Here is a 15,565-nt window from a genome sequence, read left to right as displayed (position 1 = left end):
GACGGCAACGGGTGAGCAATAAGCAATCCCTGGACGTCATCCGGTGTGTCCGAGCGCCCACGCACCGCACTTGGCCAGTCTTGAGGAACTCGGCCTGCTGGCCCGGTCGAAGCTCGACCTCCGCAACCGCCCGCCCGCCCGAAATGTTGCAGAGGATTGCGCCGCGCCGCAGCCGCGCACCGACCCGCGCCGCAGTTTTCGTGGCGTACAACCGGCTCCCACGCCTTGCGGTGGCGGCACCGACTCTCAGGCCGTGGCCGGAGGAACGCCGGTTCGCGGCATAGGGTCAGCGGCGACCGTGCGCTCGGCTGACCGTGATGACCATCCGCTCCAGCGCATAGCCCGCGTCGCCTGACGCACCCTTCACATCGGCATCTGCCTGCGCGACCGCCTTGATCGCCGTCGCCAGTCCGCCCGGGGTCCACCCGCGCGCCTGCTGCCGCAGCGTCTTCAGCTTCCACGGCGGTACGCCGACCTCACGCGCCAGATCCGCCTCGCGCAACCCAGGCGGCGCGCTCGAATACTTCGCCAGCCCCCGCAGCCCACCCGCCATCGCGCTCGTCACCAGCACCGCGGCGACTCCGCAGTCCAACGCCCAGCGCAACTGCTCGAGCGCCGGCTCCGTGCGCCCCGCGATCGCCGCGTCGGCCACCGCGAAACTCGTCACCTCGGCCCGGCCGCCGAAGTACTGCCCGATCAGGTCCGTCGAGATCGCCTGCCCACCGGAATCCGACACCAGCTGCGAACAGGCCCCCGCCAGCGCCCGCAGATCATGCCCAACAGCATCCACCAGCGCGGCAGCGCCACGCTCGTCGATCGTGCCACCCAGCAGCCGGATCTCCCCCGCCACGAACTGCGGCAACTCCCAGGTCTTCGGCGCCGTCGCGACCACCTCGTTCACCGAGGCCTTGCGCAACTTGTCGAGCACCGCCTTGCCCTTCTGCCCACCCGAGTGCACCAGCACCACAAGCATGTCGTCCGCCGGCGCACCGGCGTACTCCAGCAGATAAGGGACCATCTCGGTCGGCAGGTTCTCCAGCATCCGCAGCACCAGGACCCGCTCCGCCGAGAACAACGACGGCCCGGTCAGCTCCGCGAACACCCCCACATCGAGCTCGCCCGCCCCCAGGTCAGTGACCTCGACGTCACTCTTTCCCTTGGACACCGCCGCGATCGCCGACCGCACAGCCCGATCCGCCAAAAACGTCTCCGAGCCGGTGACGAGCAACACGTCCCCCAGCTTCGGCGCAGCACTTCTCCGAGCAGCCATAACAAAGCCAGCATCCCACGCCCGACCGACAATTCCCGCCCCCACCCCGTTGGTCACCGCGGGGCTCTCCCTCAGTCCGCAGACCGTCGACCATGGGCACCGAATGAGGCGCGCGAACGGACCGTTGAGGTCGTCGATGGCGCCGCGCGGTTTGGCGCTCGCGCATCCAACCACGTCCGTCGTGTTGGAAGTCGCGGGTACGGACGAACCGGGGGCGGCGTCGCGCACATGACCTTCGTCGACACCGAGATGGTTCGCGGCGTCGGGTGAGTGCGGGGTCGTTGATCCACACCAGGTCGATGCGGATCCGAGGCCCGCCACGTGCTACCGGATCGGCGGCCGGAGAGAGCACATCGCCCAGTCGAACGCCTACCTACGCGCCAACGAGGACGGCGACAGCCACAGCACAGCCACAGCCACGGCGACGGCGGCGACGACGACGACGGCATCACCGGCGGTGGCGACCGGTGACAGGCGACGGCGCACGTCAAGGTCGTCCGAAATTCCGGGGTAGCTCACGGATGCGGTGCATCCGTTCCATGGCTGGGCACAGCGGCCCACCTGCGATGGACTGCAAGCCGGTCGGGGGCGCGCACACTGTGGAGGCGTGCGGAAATGCGGGCGTGCGGAGCGCGGGACTGGGGGGCGTGCGGGAAGTGGCGGCGCGGGCGTGCGGGAGCGCAGGCGTGCGGGACTGCGGGAGCGCGGGCATGCGGGCGTACGGAAGTGCAGGCGTGCGGGACTGCGGGCGTACGGGAGCGGGGGACTGTTGGCGTGCTGGCATGCGGGCGCGCGAGCATGCGGGCGTACGGGAGTGCGGGAGTGCGGGCGCATGCTCGGCGCGGGACTGATGGCGCGCGGGCATGCAGGCGCGCGGGCGTACGGGAGTGCAGGCGTACCGGACCCCGGGCGTACGGGAGCGCGGGCATACGGAAGTGCAGACGTGCGGGCGTGCAGGCATGCGGGCGCGCAGGCGCGCGGGCTGCAGGCATACGGGCGTACGGGAGCGCAGGCGTGCGGGAGTGCGGGACTGCGGGCGTGCGGGCGTGGGTCGCTGGCATGCGGGAGCGCAGGCATGCGGGACTGCCGACATGCGCGACAGGCGGAAGTCGGCCGACTCACCGGCGCGGAGTTGTGGAAACGCCGGAGTGCCGGCGGGCGGGCTGCTTGTACAGCAAGGGCATACGGGTCGATCCGGACGTCCGTCTCGGGCTGGGCATGAACGGCCGGAGTGCCGTGTGCTCGGCAGGTCGCGGCGGTCTCCTTTGACGTCCTCACGGTGAGGTCCGTCTAGGAGGTCGGCGCGATGAGCTGCTCGGTAGGGCTTGGACGCCCTCTGAGGACCGGATGCAGCTGGGACACAAACGCTGCGGACCCAAGCGTCAGCGGCACAGTGCGATCGTCATCGTCGCCGAACCGTCGCCCGGTTACCTCGCCGTTCACACAACACTCCACAACAAGACCCATACGGCGCGGTTGACGGCATGAAAGGTGTTGCGGTGCGGACACGCAGAACGATGCTGAGGGCAACTAGCTCGGCTGTTGCCACCACTGCGAGGCGTAGCGCTAGGTACGCCGGCCACGACCGCGCGGCGGCTGTGCTCGGCCAGGTCCGTGCGGATCCCGTCCTGTGAGTGCCGCACGAGCAGTGGCGGAGAGGCGCACGCCTGCTCAGGGTGATGAGCCACTCGGTGCCCCTGATGAGCGCTCGGCAGCCGCGGCGCGCGGCAGGCAGGTCAGGGTCGACTCGATCAACGTTGCTTCCGGCAACGCAACCGGGGTGAACGCGGCAACCACTCCACCGCTCAGCAGGCACGTTCATGGTGAGCGGCCTTGGGAGGTGGTGGCCAGTTTGTTGTTTTCGCTGGTGATGGCGATGGCTCCGGAGGTGTCGGTTCGGCGGATGGTGGTGCCGGTTCGGGTGAGGAGGTCGAGGGTTCTCGGGGCGGGGTGGCCGTAGTCGTTGTCGGGGCCGGCGGAGATGAGGGCGAGGCGGGGTTGGGCGGTCGCGAAGAAAGTGGGGTCCTGGCGGGCGGAGCCGTGGTGGGGGACTTTGAGGATGTCGGCTCGGAGGTCGGGGTGGGCGGCTAGGACGGAGCGTTGGGCTTCTGGTTCGAGGTCGCCGGTGAGGAGGATGCGCAGGCCGGTGGTTTCGGCGAGCATGACGATGCTGGCGTTGTTCTCCGGGGAGCTTTCGTCGTCGTTGGTGGCGGAGGGATCGGTGGGGAGGGACGGGACTTGGGCCGGCCAGAGGGTGGTCCAGGTGAGAGGGCCTATGGTTCGGCGTTCCTTATAAGTGACTGGGCGGACTGGGATCTGATGGGTGGATGCCAGGGCTTGGACTCGGCGGAATTCTGCGGGCGGGGAGAAGTACGGCGTCACCTCGATTTCGTCGACTTGGCGGTCGTGGAGGGCGCCGGCCAGGCCGCCGGCGTGGTCGGCGTGGAAGTGGGTGAGGACAAGGACAGGGATGTGGGTGATGCCCAGGTCTTGGAGGCAGCGGTCCATGGGAGTGGGGTCGGGGCCGGTGTCGACGACTACAGCGGAGCGTGGGCCGGTGCGGAGGACCAAGCCGTCGCCTTGGCCTACGTCGCAGGCGACGAGGATCCAGTTGGCGGGTGGCCAGCCGAGGCGTGGGGTGGGGCGGAGGACTACGAAGACGAGCACTGCCAGGCACAGCAGGACGGCTAACGGACGGGTGAGAATTCGGTGCAGGCCGACCGTTAGGGCCAGGCAGAGCAGGGTGAGGATCGTGACACCTACGACTGTTGCGGGCCACGGACTGACGGCGCCGGGGAGGTCAGCGCCGGTTTCGGCGACGAGGATGATCCACCGTGCGGGCCAGCTCGCCAGCCAACCCGCCAAGCGGGCCAGATCTGAACTCAGCAAGGCGATTCCGGCCGCGCCGAAGCCCAGGATCGTGGCTGGACCGACTGCTGGGCCGGCCAACAGGTTGGCGGCGACCGCGACCAGCGAGACCTGACCGGAGAGCCAGGCGACCACCGGCGTACAGGCGAGTTGGGCGGCGAGCGGGCAGGAGATGGCTTCGGCCAGGCGGAGCGGCATCCAGGTCGCGAGGGCGTCGCGCCAGGCAGGTCCGAGTAGCACGATCCCGGCTGTGGCGAGGACCGAGAGGGCGAAGCCAGCTGATCGTGCGAGGGACGTGTCGAGGAGCAGTAGCGCGATCACGGCGACGGACAGGCTTCGGACTGCTCGACGCCGCGAACCGCCGGTGGTCATCGCCGCCAGCGCGACCAGGCCCATCGCGGCGGCGCGCAGCACGCTTGGTTGAGGGCGGGCGAGGATGACGAAGGCGACGACCATCAGCAGGCCGACGACGGTGAGACCACGGGCGCGGACGCCGAGGAGCCGGGCCAGTGGAAGGACGAAGGCGAGCAGGAGGGTGAGGTTCGTGCCGGAGACCGCCGAGAGGTGGGTCAGGCCGGTGAGTTGGAAGTCGGTGACGAGGTCGGGTGGGAGGGCTGATTCGTCGCCCATGACGAGGGCGGGGACCAGGCCGCGGACGTCGTCGGGTTGATCGGCGACCGAGTCGCGCAGGCCGGCGCGGACCTGCTCGGCGGCGCGGAGCCACCACGCGGGGTCGCCGAGGATCTTGGGGCTCGCTCGGGCGGAGACCATCGCGGCGACATCGGAACCGGGATCGACCGCGCTCAGGCGGCCGCTGGTCTCGACGAGTTGGCCGAGCCGGACGTGCTGCCAGGCGGGTGAGCCGATGAGCAGGATCGGGGTGCGGACGCGGGTGGCGGTGCCGCGAGCGGTGACTTGCTCGGCGGTTGCTTTGAGTACGACGTACGGCGGGCGGCGGTTGCCGGGGGTGCTGCGGACTGCTGGGTCGCTGGTGATCTTGAGGTGGAGTTTGGCGGTGGAGTGGGTGGTGGCGAGGGCTGGAATGGGGCCGGTGGTGAGGCGGTGGATTTGCAGCGCGGAGGCGGCGGCGAGGCCTGCGGAGAGGGAGGTGATCGCGACGAGGGTGAAGAGCAGGCGGGAGCGGCGGCGGAGGGCGAGGGTCAGCAGGGTCAGGGTGATTGCGGTGGCGGTTGCCGCGGTGATGACAGCGACGATGCTGGAGTGGGGCATCAGGAGGATCGCGGTGATCCAGCCTGCGGCTGCGGGGAGGAGGAGTCGGGCGTCGAGGGGCTTCTCTTCTGGGTCGGCTTCGGGCTGAAGCGTGTCTGGGGCTTCGGGCTGCCGCGTGTCTGGGGTTTCGGGGTGAAGTCTCTCCGGGGTGGACGTCTCCCCCGCCGCTGCCCGCGGGTCAGATGCGGACATGGGGCTTCAGGTCCTCGTACTTCTTGGTGCCTACGCCGGTGACCTCCTGGAGTTGGTCGATGGTGGTGAAGCGGCCGTGTTCGGTGCGGTAGTCGAGGATGCGTTGGGCCAGGACGGGGCCGACGCCGGGGAGGGCGTCGAGTTGGTCGAGGGTGGCGGTGTTGAGGTCGACGGGGGCGGTGGGGCCGGGGCTGCCGGAGCTCGGGCGGGGGCCTGTGGAGGTGACGGCGGGTGGGAGGTTGGGGGCGCCGACGACGATTTGTTCGCCGTCGGTGAGGGGGCGGGCGAGGTTCAGGGTGGTCAGATCCGTGCCGGGCAAGGCACCGCCGGCCGCGGCGAGGGCGTCGGCTACACGGTCGCCGGATTTGCTGTGGATGAGGCCGGGGCGGCGGACCTTGCCGGCTACGTGGACGACGAGCGTGCTGGGTGGGGTTGAGGGTGAGGTGGGGTTGGCGCCTGCTGGTGTGGGGGCGGTGACGGGGGAACCCGGCGTCAGGTTGGCTGAGGTGGTCGGGCGGTCGGGGATCGGCTCGGGGCGGGAGCGGAGGACTGAGCAGCCGGCCCAGGTCAGGCCGATCGTGAGGACCAGGGCGATGACGATCAGGTGGCGGGGAGCCACGGTCCAGTGGGTGCCGCGTAGGCGCTCGGGTAGCACGGTGTCTGGGATCCATCCGCCTCGCACTTCGTCCTCCCCTTCGTCGGCCGGACTCCGGGCCGAGGCGGCGCGCAACCGGTCCAGGGCAGCCTGGCGGTCGGCCGGGTTCGGCGCGGGGGTGCGGCGTGGTGACTTCACACAGGGAAAGTACGAGTGATTGGACGGTTGTTTGGGTGCAGGTTTTTGCCTGTGGAGAACTCGGCGTGGGTTGAGGCGGGTGGCGATGCGGCCGCGGAGGTCGCGGGGGCTGAGGTCGCGGCGGCCGGAGAGAAGAGAGCACCCGACGCCCGGGGCTCGTCAGCGCGGAGCGATGACGACCGCGAGCATCCCCGGCCCCACATGCGCGCCGATCACGGCGCCCACCTCTCGGAGGACGATGCCCTCGGCTTGAGGCAGGCGGGCGGCGAGGCCGTCGGCGAGGGTGTGGGCCTTGTCGAGGTTGGCCAGGTGGTGGACGGCCAGCTGGACCGGGCCGTCGCCGGCTCGTTGGACGGCGATGTCTGCGAGTCGGGCGATGGCTCGGGACGACGTACGGACCTTCTCCAACGGGACGATGCGGCCGCCGCTGATAGTGAGCAGGGGTTTGACGGCCAGAGCCGTGCCCAGGAGGGCTTGGGCAGCGCCGATGCGGCCGCCTCGGCGGAGGTACTCGAGGGTGTCCACGTAGAAGTACGACGAGATGGACGACATCCGAGCGCGCGCGGCGGCTTCGACCTCCTGCTGGGAGGCACCTGAGGCAGCGGCCTCAGCTGCAGCCAAGACAGGAAAACCCAGGCCCATCCCGAGCGAGCGCGAATCGACGACCCGCACCGGGATCGGCGACTCCTTGGCCCCGATCATCGCCGCCTCGAACGTCCCGGACATGTCCCCGGACAGATGGATCGACACGATCGACTCAGCACCCGCCCTCGCACACGCCGCATAGGTGTCCGCGAACGACTGCGGCGACGGTCGGCTGGTCGAGACCGGGGTGAAGGTCTTCAGCGCTTCCGCCACGGCGTCGGCGCTCGTGCCGCCGTCGTCGTACGACGTGCCGCCGATCACAACCTGCAGCGGTACGACGGTCAGCGGGTGCCGGAGCACCTCGTGCGCCGACAGCCCCGCCGTGGAGTCGGTGACGACGTGCACGCGGGCTGACATGCAGCGAGGTTACCGGACAGTTTTCGTCGGCGCCTGGTGCGAGAGTGGCACGCATGAGGGAGACCACAACCGAGATCACGCAGTTGCAGGAGTTGCTGGACGCGGCGTACGGGCGGTCCACCGAGCATCTGCGCAGCATCGTCACGGGCGAACGCAAGCTGACCGCCGAGGAGCTGACCAAGGCGCTGACCGGCATGCGCACGCTCAACCTGGCCACCGTCACCGCGAAGGGCGAGCCGCGGATCAGCGCGGTCGACGGGCACTTCCTGCACGCCCGCTGGGTGTTCAGCACGGCCGGCAGCGCGGCCAAGGCCAGGCATCTGCGCGCCAGACCAGCGGCCAGCGTCTCGTACGTCGACGGCGAGCGCATCGGGGTGTTCAGCCACGGCCGGGTCGAGTTCCTCACCCCCGAGCACCCGGACTTCCAGGAGATCGAGGACCACCTGGTCGCCCACTACGGCAGCTCGCCGTCGACCTGGGGCGACGACATCGTCTACTGCCGTCTGCAGCCGCACTGGATGGTCGGCTACGCCTTCGACAAGTCCGAAGTGCTTCCCGCCGACGAATAGACGAACGAACAGCGAGGTGGCGGCCAACCCCTCCGCTGGCTGCCACCTCGCGAGAACTGACTCCCCCTGGTTGCCAGTTCCTAGCCCCCCTGCATCCCCCCGCAGTTGCTCCCCCCGGAACTACCCCGGGGAGCTCCAGCGGCCGGCCCCACCGATGGGCGTCCAACCCACCGGCTTTCCCGTACCGACCGGGCCCGCACTCGTCCCCTGTGTCGTGTGCATGGCCTCTGCTGGAGCCCCACCCCGGGTCCGGTGCCCTGACAGCGCACGGCACCCGGTACTGCGTAGGACAGATCCGCACGTCGCAGCACGCCGAAGCCTCGCGACAGCTGAACGGCGCCCCCACCGATCATTGCCCTGCTTGCTCCGTGTCGTCTCCACCCGTCTCGTGGTCTCCACCGGCTGGTCGGTGGCCCGCGCCTGCTTCGTCACGGTGACCACCTCCTGCCTCGAACACCCGGTCCGGCCGTCGATCTCTGCCTGTGTGGAACCTGCCCTACGCCGACTATCTTGGTCGGCGCGGCAGACCCGGACGAGGCAGAACAACCGGCAGTTCCCCGGCAGCTTCCGCCCGGAGACGTCAGGAGAGAGCGGTCAGTACGTCGTCCGCCAGCCGGCGTACGGACTCGGCGGGGTTGGGCTCCGGCCAGCCGGGCGCCACGGACGCGGTCGAGCACGACTCCTGCAGCACGGCCCAGGCGGTCGGCAGCATCGGCGGGTCCATCGTCTGCTGCCAGGCCAGCAGCTGTCCGCAGAGCAGGTCGGCCGCGGCAGAATGCCCAGCAGCATGCAGTACGGCGACCGCCTCGGGCAAGACGTCGAGCAGGTACACCACCCGTCCCTCGACCTGCAGCCGGCTCACCGCGTCGCGGATCGACGCACGGGCCGCGGCGATGTCACCGGTACGACGTGCCAGCCGGCTCCGATACAGCATCACCAGGTAGTCGAAGTAGCCCCGATGCCCGCGGATGTCCTCGTCGGCCTCGTCCAGCAGCGCCTGCGCCTCGTCGTAGCGGCCCTCCTGGAACTCCACCATCGCCAGGCACCCGGCGATCTTGGTCCGCTCCGGATCGTCTGAGGCCTGGCTGTCGCGCGCCAGCTCCGCCCACCGCCGCGCCTCCGCGAGGTCACCCAGCTCGAGCGAAACCCGGCTGAGCGCCATGTAGGCGATCTCGTCCGGGTAGACCCCCGGGTTCACCAACGCCGCCTCCCACGCCAGCAGGAGCTCTTTGGCCTCCGGCAGCCGACCCCACCGTGCCAGCGCCAGCCCGCAGATCGCCTGGACCGTCGCCGACCGCTGCACGTTGCCGTGCGAGCGGGCATCGGCCACCAGCGCCGGGATCTCGGCCAGGCTCGCAGTGTCCAGCAGCAGCGACCCCGACGACACCCAGCCGCCTCGAGCCACCAACCCCATCTCGGACTCAGGCGAAGTCAGCGTCCGCGCCTCGCTGTACAGCCGCCGCGCAGCCCGTACGTCGCCGGTCAGGTTCGACAGCCGGCCGCCGATGGTCAGCAGCATCCCGCTGACCTCCTTGTCGACCACGTTCTCGGCGCACTGCACGGCCCAGCGGATCCCGCTCTGCGCCACGCTCGCCTGGTACTGCCAGGCGATCCGGAAGCCGAGCACGATCTGGGCGGCGGTGTCCCACTGCTCCAGCTCCGCCGCCCGCTCCAGCGCCACCTCGAAGGTCGCCGAGTTCGCGTTGGCCGCCCGGTACCGCCGGTCGCGGTCCGGACTCGCCCAGGCGCCTTCCAGCCCTTTCACGTACTCCGCGCACCAGCTCACCGCCCGGTCGCGGAACTCGGTCAGATCGGTGCTCTGCGACGTCAGTCCGGCGTACGCGTGCTCGCGGATCGTCTCTAGCATCTTGTACCGCGCGCCGTAGAGCGCCTCGAACTCCAGCACCGGCTGCAGCAGCGACTTGTCGACCAGCTCGGCCAGCAGCATCGGTACGTCGAGCGAGTCGATCGGCGGACCGGTGCAGACGCCGACCACCGCGTCCAGCGTGAACGGGGACCCGAGCATCGAGGCCCGGTACAGCAGCTGGCGAGCCGCGTCGGACAGCGCGTCGACGCTCCACGCGATCGTGTCGGCCAGCGTGCGTTGGTGCGGCGCGCCGAACCGCCGCGGCCCGGACAGCAGCCGGAACCGGTCGTCCAGCGCGGCCAGGATCGTCTCCACCGACAGCGACCCGGCCCGCGCCGCGGCCAGCTCCAGCGCGAGCGGCAGCCCGTCCAGCCGCTGGCACAGCCGCGCGACGGTCGCCGCGTTCTCCGGAGTCAGCGCGAAGTCCGGCCGGACCCGCGCGGCCCGCCGGATAAACATCTCCACCGCCGGGCTGGCCGCGATCTCCGCGAAGTCCCGGTCGTTCGCCGGTACGCCGAGCACCTGCACCCGGCGGACCACCTCGTCCGGCAGGCCGAGCGGAATCCGCGAGGTCACCAGTACGCCGACGCTCGGGAAGCTGCGGACCATCCGGTTCGCCACCGTGGCGACGCCGTCGAGCACGTGCTCGGCGTTGTCCTCGACGATGACCAGGTCGCCCGGCTGCCGCCCGGACAGCACGTCGTCAAGGTCGGAGGTGCCCGGCGCGGTCCCGAAGGCATCCAGGATCGCGGACGGTACGGCGGAGTCGCGCTGGACCGTCGTCAGGTCGACGACCACGACGGTGGTGTCCGCACCGGAGAACCGGTCTGCGGCGGCCAGCGCCAGCTCGGTCTTGCCGACTCCGCCCGGGCCGACCAACGTGACCAGCCGGTTCTGGCGCAGCAGATCAGCCAGCTCCGCGAGCTCGGTGTCCCGTCCGACCAGTCCGTCCGGGATCGGCCGCGTCCCACGCCAGCGCATGCCGGACGGCGCCGGAGCACCCACAGCGATCACCGGCCGAACCGTCGCGTGCCCAGCCGCCACCAGGAACCTGCCGGCGTCACCGTCCTGCAGCCCGAGCGCCTCGGCGAGCAACCGCACCGAGTCCTTGCGCGGCCGCGCAACCCGGCCCGCCTCGAGCTCACGGATCGTGCGCACACTCAACCCAGCGGCCTCGGCCAGCTCTTCCTGGGAGAACCCCGCCTGGACCCTCAGGTCGAGCAGGAGATCGGCGAATTCACTCCGTCCCGCAGCCCGGCCATCCGCGTCCGTCAAAGCCCGTCACCCCTTCTGAGCCTCACACCGCCACAGCACAAGATACGTGACCATGGCGGGTACAGCGGCCACTTCCGTGGCGGCGCCGCGCGGCGAAGGCCGGGCCGAAACCCGGAAAACGGTTGAAAAGGGAATTGCTGCGTGGACAGGAAATACCCGGCTCAGGCGCTGACCCGGACGTCCTCGGCATTCTTTTCGGCGTACAGGGAAAGCACCTCGGACCAGTCCGAGATGCGGGCCGCGGTGAGCGTGCGACCCTGGTCGGCGTTGAGCCGGCTGCCGTCGCAGATGCCCCTGGTCGCGCGCACGATCAGCTCGGCGCCCACGCCGAGCAGGGAATCAAGGGCTGCCATGCGAATATTCAAGCGAAGACGTGTTTCGCCGAGGTAACACCTCCGGCAACATCACGATAAGTCAGCAAAGACCAGACAATGGCGACGCCAGGTCATTTGTTCACGACGGGAGCCAGGAAAGCCGGACCTGGCGCTGGGGATTGTCCACGTTGGTGTCGACCAGGCAGATCGACTGCCAGGTGCCGAGCATCATCCGCCCGTTCAGCACCGGGATCGTCGCGTACGGCGGGATCAGCGCCGGCAGCACGTGATCGCGGCCGTGGCCGGCGGTGCCGTGCCGGTGCTGCCACTGGAAGTCGCGGGGCAGCAACTGCTCGAGCACCGCGAGCAGGTCGGTGTCGCTGCCCGCGCCGGTCTCCAGGATCGCCACCCCCGCCGTCGCGTGCGGGACGAACACGTGCAGCAGTCCGTCGCCCTGGGCCTGGTGGGCCTCAGCGTCGACGAACTGCTCGCACTTGCTCGTCAGGTCGAAAACGACCTCGTGACTACCGGTTCCTACGTCGATCAGCTCGGAGCGCATACCGGCCAGCGTGTCAGGCCGGGACGATGTTGACCAATTTCGGCGCGCGGACGATCACCTTGCGGACGCCACGGCCGTCCAGCGCCTTCTGCACCGCCTCCGAGTCCAGCGCCAGCTTCTCCAGGTCGGCGTCGCTGATGTCCGGGGCGACCTCCAGCCGCTCCTTCACCTTGCCCGCGATCTGGACGACGCAGGTGACCGAGTCCTCGACCAGCAGCGCCGGGTCGACCGTCGGCCAGCCGGCCTTGGCGACCGTCGGCTGGTGTCCCAGGTTCTCCCACATGTCCTCGGCCGTGTACGGCGCGACCAGGCTCAGCAGGATCGCCACCGTCTCGGTCGCCTCGCGGACCGCCGGGTCGGCCGCACCCGGGCCGGAGTCGATCGCCTTGCGGGTCGCGTTCACCAGCTCCATCACCCGCGCGACCATCACGTTGAACCGGTACGACTCGATCAGCTCGGTCGCGTCCGCCACGGTCTTGTGGGTGATCTTGCGCAGCGCCAGGTCACCGGTCGCCGGGTCGGCGCCGACCGGAGCCTCCACCGCGCCGCTCAGCCGCCAGGCGCGCTGCAGGAAGCGCAGCGAACCACCCGGGGACAGGTCGGCCCAGTCGATGTCGTCGTCCGGCGGGCCGGCGAAGACCATCGTCAGCCGGATCGCGTCGACGCCGAACTCGTCCAGCTGGTCGCCCAGGTTGACCCCGTTGCCCAGCGACTTGCTCATCGCCTTGCCCTCGTTGATCACCTGGCCCTGGTTCAGCAGCCGGGTGAAGGGCTCGACGGCGTCCAGCAGCCCCATGTCGTGCAGCGCCTTGGTGAAGAACCGCGCGTACAGCAGGTGCAGTACGGCGTGCTCCTTGCCCCCGACGTACTGGAAGGTCGGCATCCACCGGTTCACCGCGTCCTTGTCGAACGCGCCCTCGGTGTAGTTCGGCGAGCAGTAGCGCAGGAAGTACCACGACGAGTCGACGAAGGTGTCCATCGTGTCGGTGTCGCGCTCGGCGTCGCCACCACACTTCGGGCAGGCCACCTCGACCCACTCGCGGACCGAGGCCAGCGGCGAGACGCCCTTGGGCGCCAGGGCCGCGCCGCGCAGGTCCGGCAGCTCGACCGGCAGCTGGTCCTCGGGCACCGCGATTTCACCGCACGCCGGGCAGTGGATGATCGGGATCGGCGCACCCCAGTAGCGCTGCCGGCTCAGCAGCCAGTCGCGCAGCCGGTAGTTGATCGTGCGCTCGCCCAGGCCCTTGTCCTGCAGCCAGTCGATGATCCGTGACTTCGCCTCGTCGATCGGCAGCCCGTCCAGGCTGATCTCGTCGTTGGCGCTGTTGATCGCCGGGCCGTCGCCGGTGTAGGCCTTGCCGTCGAAGCCTTCCTCGGGCTGCACGGTGCGCACGATCGGCAGGCCGAACTTCTCGGCGAACTCCCAGTCGCGGCTGTCCTGGCCGGGCACCGCCATGATCGCGCCGGTGCCGTAGTCGGCCAGCACGTAGTCGGCGGCCCAGATCGGGATCCGCTCGCCGGTCACCGGGTTGATCGCGTACGAGCCCAGGAAGACGCCGGTCTTCTCCCGCTCGGTGCTCAGCCGCTCGATCTCGGTGGAGGCCTTGACCGCCTTCAGGTACTCGTCGAACGCCGGGCGCTGCTCGGGCGTGACCAGCTCCTCGGCCAGTTTGGCGTCCGGCGCGACGACCATGAAGGTGGCCCCGAACAGCGTGTCCGGACGGGTGGTGAACACCTTGATCGGCTCGTCGCGGCCCTCGACCTGGAACGAGGCGAACGCGCCCTCGGAGCGGCCGATCCAGTTGCGCTGCATCAGCAGGATCTCTTCGGGCCACTGCAGCTGGTCCATGTCGTCCAGCAGCCGCTGGGCGTACTCGGTGGTCTTGAAGTACCACTGGGTCAGCTCACGCTTGGTGACCTCGTGCCCGCACCGCTCGCACCGGCCCTGGACGACCTGCTCGTTGGCCAGCACGGTCTGGTCGTGCGGGCACCAGTTGACGTACGACGCCTTGCGGTAGGCCAGCCCACGCTCGAAGAACTGCAGGAACAGCCACTGCGTCCACTTGTAGTACTCCGGGTCGGACGTGTGCAGCCGGCGCGACCAGTCGAAGCTCAGCGCGTACCGCCGGATCGACTCCGCCTGGGTCTCGATGTTGGCGTAGGTGTACGTCGCCGGGTGCTCGTTGCGCTTGATCGCGGCGTTCTCGGCCGGCAGCCCGAAGGAGTCCCAGCCGATCGGGTTCATCACGTCGTAGCCCTGCTGGAACCAGAACCGGGCCAGCACGTCGTGCAGCGCGAACACCTCGCCGTGACCCATGTGCAGGTCGCCGGAGGGGTAGGAGAACATCGTCAGCGCGTAGCGCCGTTCGGCCGAGCCGTCGTCCTTGGCCTTGAACGGGTCGAGCTTCTCCCAGACCGGCCGCCACTTGGCCTGCATGGCCTCGAAGTCGTATCCGCCCCGGTCGATGGGGGTGTCGTCCACCTGCTCGCTCACGGTCCTACTCCCGCATTCTTCGTGTTGGTTGAGCCTAAATCTGCCAGAAAGGCATCCGGAACATGAAAAAGCCCCTCACGCAGGAGGGGACGCCGTACTGACCGGCGCTCGATCGGCGCCTCGATGCCAGTACGGCTAACCAAGGAGCAGGCTCACTCGCATACGGCCAGATTACCGCATCGGGTGGCGGGCGGGAGTCCGCCCGCCACCCGAACACGGTCAGGGCATCAGGCGAAGGTCACGCCGAAGGTGCGCAGCCAGTTCTGGACGACCTCGATGTCCACCCGCTGCAGGCCGCCGAGGTACCGGCAGTTGGCGGTGTAGCCGTAGCTGGTCACGGTGACCAGGTAGCCGCCGTGGAACGTCGGACCGCCGGAGTCGCCGAAGCAGGTGCCGCCGGTCCCGCGGTTGTCGTTGATGTTGCCGTTGACCTGGAGGATCTGGTCGGTCAGCTTCTGGCCCGGCTGCTCGGCGAACCGCCGCATCAGCGGGTACGTCATCGGCTGCGGCTTCTGCGGGCCGGACTCGGGCTTGCGGACCTCGGTGCCGTAGCCGACCGAGGTGAAGATGGTCTTGTTCAGCAGCGGCTGGGCGAAGTCGTCCAGGTAGTTCAGCGGTGCGATGGTGGCCGGCTGGATCGTCGTGACCGGACGGTCGAGCACGATGACACCGACGTCGTTCCAGTTGTCCAGGTCGGTGAAGTCGGAATACTCCGGGTGCGTGTACGCCGTGCCGGACAGGTAGCCGGCGGCCTCGATCTCGGCCTGGGTGTAGCCGGCCGCGGGGTTCGCGGCGACCGGGAACGGCGACGGCGGCTGCTCCGCGATCACCGAGTCGAACGTGACCAGGGTCTTGCCGAGCGTCCCGTCGGTGCAGTGTGCGGCGGTCAGCAGGACGGTCGGTGAGACCAGCGTCGCGCTGCAGCGGAAGCGGCCGTCAGGTGTGTAGAACAGGATCAGGCCGACGTTCGGGTGACGGTTCCCGTCGGGTTCGCCGCCGGTGATCGCCGCGGCCGGCAGGGATGGAAGCAGCGCGACCACGAACGCCAGGACGGCGGTGACGAGGGTACGGCTGAGTCGACTCATGTCTCCTCCAGGGGACTGACGTGCTTGCTCGCATTGCAGCACCGCGG

The 15,565-nt window shown here is 69.7% G+C and carries 10 protein-coding genes; 1 reads left to right on the top strand and 9 read right to left on the bottom strand.

From position 1 onward, the window contains the following. Window positions 1-286: 286 nt before the first annotated feature. From holA to BWI15_RS04835, 4 genes are all read right to left on the bottom strand, one after another. Entirely contained in the window at window positions 287-1,270 is a 984-nt protein-coding gene (holA, locus tag BWI15_RS04850; RefSeq protein WP_077013067.1) for a DNA polymerase III subunit delta, read from the bottom strand. 1,818 nt (window positions 1,271-3,088) lie between these two features. After that, the gene (locus BWI15_RS04845) at window positions 3,089-5,368 is read right to left on the bottom strand and encodes a ComEC/Rec2 family competence protein (RefSeq protein ID WP_237771128.1); all 2,280 of its coding nucleotides are present in this window, start codon (window positions 5,366-5,368) and stop codon (window positions 3,089-3,091) included. 178 nt (window positions 5,369-5,546) lie between these two features. After that, window positions 5,547-6,353 (bottom strand): ComEA family DNA-binding protein, encoded by an 807-nt coding sequence (locus BWI15_RS04840; RefSeq protein ID WP_237771127.1) that lies wholly within the window; start codon window positions 6,351-6,353, stop codon window positions 5,547-5,549. 159 nt (window positions 6,354-6,512) lie between these two features. After that, complete coding sequence (locus BWI15_RS04835) at window positions 6,513-7,355, bottom strand: DegV family protein (protein ID WP_077013065.1); 843 nt, start codon at window positions 7,353-7,355, stop codon at window positions 6,513-6,515. Window positions 7,356-7,408: 53 nt separating this feature from the next. Between BWI15_RS04835 and BWI15_RS04830 the strand changes: the two genes are divergently transcribed. Then, window positions 7,409-7,924: a pyridoxamine 5'-phosphate oxidase family protein gene (locus tag BWI15_RS04830; protein ID WP_077013064.1), complete on the top strand. Its 516-nt coding sequence runs from the start codon at window positions 7,409-7,411 to the stop codon at window positions 7,922-7,924. 580 nt (window positions 7,925-8,504) lie between these two features. Here the strand turns inward: BWI15_RS04830 and BWI15_RS04825 are convergent. The 5 genes from BWI15_RS04825 to BWI15_RS04805 all read right to left on the bottom strand — a co-directional run bounded on the left by BWI15_RS04825 (window position 8,505) and on the right by BWI15_RS04805 (window position 15,518). Continuing rightward, window positions 8,505-11,066 carry an ATP-binding protein gene (locus BWI15_RS04825; RefSeq protein ID WP_077013063.1) on the bottom strand — a complete coding sequence of 854 codons (2,562 nt, stop codon included), beginning with the start codon at window positions 11,064-11,066 and terminating at the stop codon, window positions 8,505-8,507. Between the two features lie 161 nt (window positions 11,067-11,227). Further along, the gene (locus BWI15_RS04820) at window positions 11,228-11,419 is read right to left on the bottom strand and encodes a hypothetical protein (RefSeq protein ID WP_077013062.1); all 192 of its coding nucleotides are present in this window, start codon (window positions 11,417-11,419) and stop codon (window positions 11,228-11,230) included. Between the two features lie 100 nt (window positions 11,420-11,519). Further along, the gene (locus BWI15_RS04815) at window positions 11,520-11,939 is read right to left on the bottom strand and encodes a secondary thiamine-phosphate synthase enzyme YjbQ (protein WP_077013061.1); all 420 of its coding nucleotides are present in this window, start codon (window positions 11,937-11,939) and stop codon (window positions 11,520-11,522) included. A 13-nt stretch (window positions 11,940-11,952) separates the two neighbouring features. After that, window positions 11,953-14,433: a leucine--tRNA ligase gene (leuS, locus tag BWI15_RS04810; protein WP_077013060.1), complete on the bottom strand. Its 2,481-nt coding sequence runs from the start codon at window positions 14,431-14,433 to the stop codon at window positions 11,953-11,955. 227 nt (window positions 14,434-14,660) lie between these two features. Then, complete coding sequence (locus tag BWI15_RS04805) at window positions 14,661-15,518, bottom strand: trypsin-like serine protease (protein WP_083750558.1); 858 nt, start codon at window positions 15,516-15,518, stop codon at window positions 14,661-14,663. Window positions 15,519-15,565 lie beyond the last annotated feature (47 nt).

It is taken from the genome of Kribbella sp. ALI-6-A (genome assembly GCF_001984195.1).
Taxonomy (GTDB): Bacteria; Actinomycetota; Actinomycetes; order Propionibacteriales; family Kribbellaceae; genus Kribbella.
The sequence above is the reverse complement of the archived record's forward strand: the minus strand, read 5'-3'. Positions and strand labels throughout refer to the sequence as shown.

What these genes read in the sequence shown, in the direction of transcription:
- holA (WP_077013067.1), bottom strand. Translation starts at nt 1,270, where the DNA reads ATGGCTGCTCGGAGAAGTGCTGCGCCGAAGCTGGGGGACGTGTTGCTC.
- BWI15_RS04845 (WP_237771128.1), bottom strand. Translation starts at nt 5,368, where the DNA reads ATGCCCCACTCCAGCATCGTCGCTGTCATCACCGCGGCAACCGCCACC.
- BWI15_RS04835 (WP_077013065.1), bottom strand. Translation starts at nt 7,355, where the DNA reads ATGTCAGCCCGCGTGCACGTCGTCACCGACTCCACGGCGGGGCTGTCG.
- BWI15_RS04830 (WP_077013064.1), top strand. Translation starts at nt 7,409, where the DNA reads ATGAGGGAGACCACAACCGAGATCACGCAGTTGCAGGAGTTGCTGGAC.
- BWI15_RS04820 (WP_077013062.1), bottom strand. Translation starts at nt 11,419, where the DNA reads ATGGCAGCCCTTGATTCCCTGCTCGGCGTGGGCGCCGAGCTGATCGTG.
- BWI15_RS04815 (WP_077013061.1), bottom strand. Translation starts at nt 11,939, where the DNA reads ATGCGCTCCGAGCTGATCGACGTAGGAACCGGTAGTCACGAGGTCGTT.
- BWI15_RS04805 (WP_083750558.1), bottom strand. Translation starts at nt 15,518, where the DNA reads ATGAGTCGACTCAGCCGTACCCTCGTCACCGCCGTCCTGGCGTTCGTG.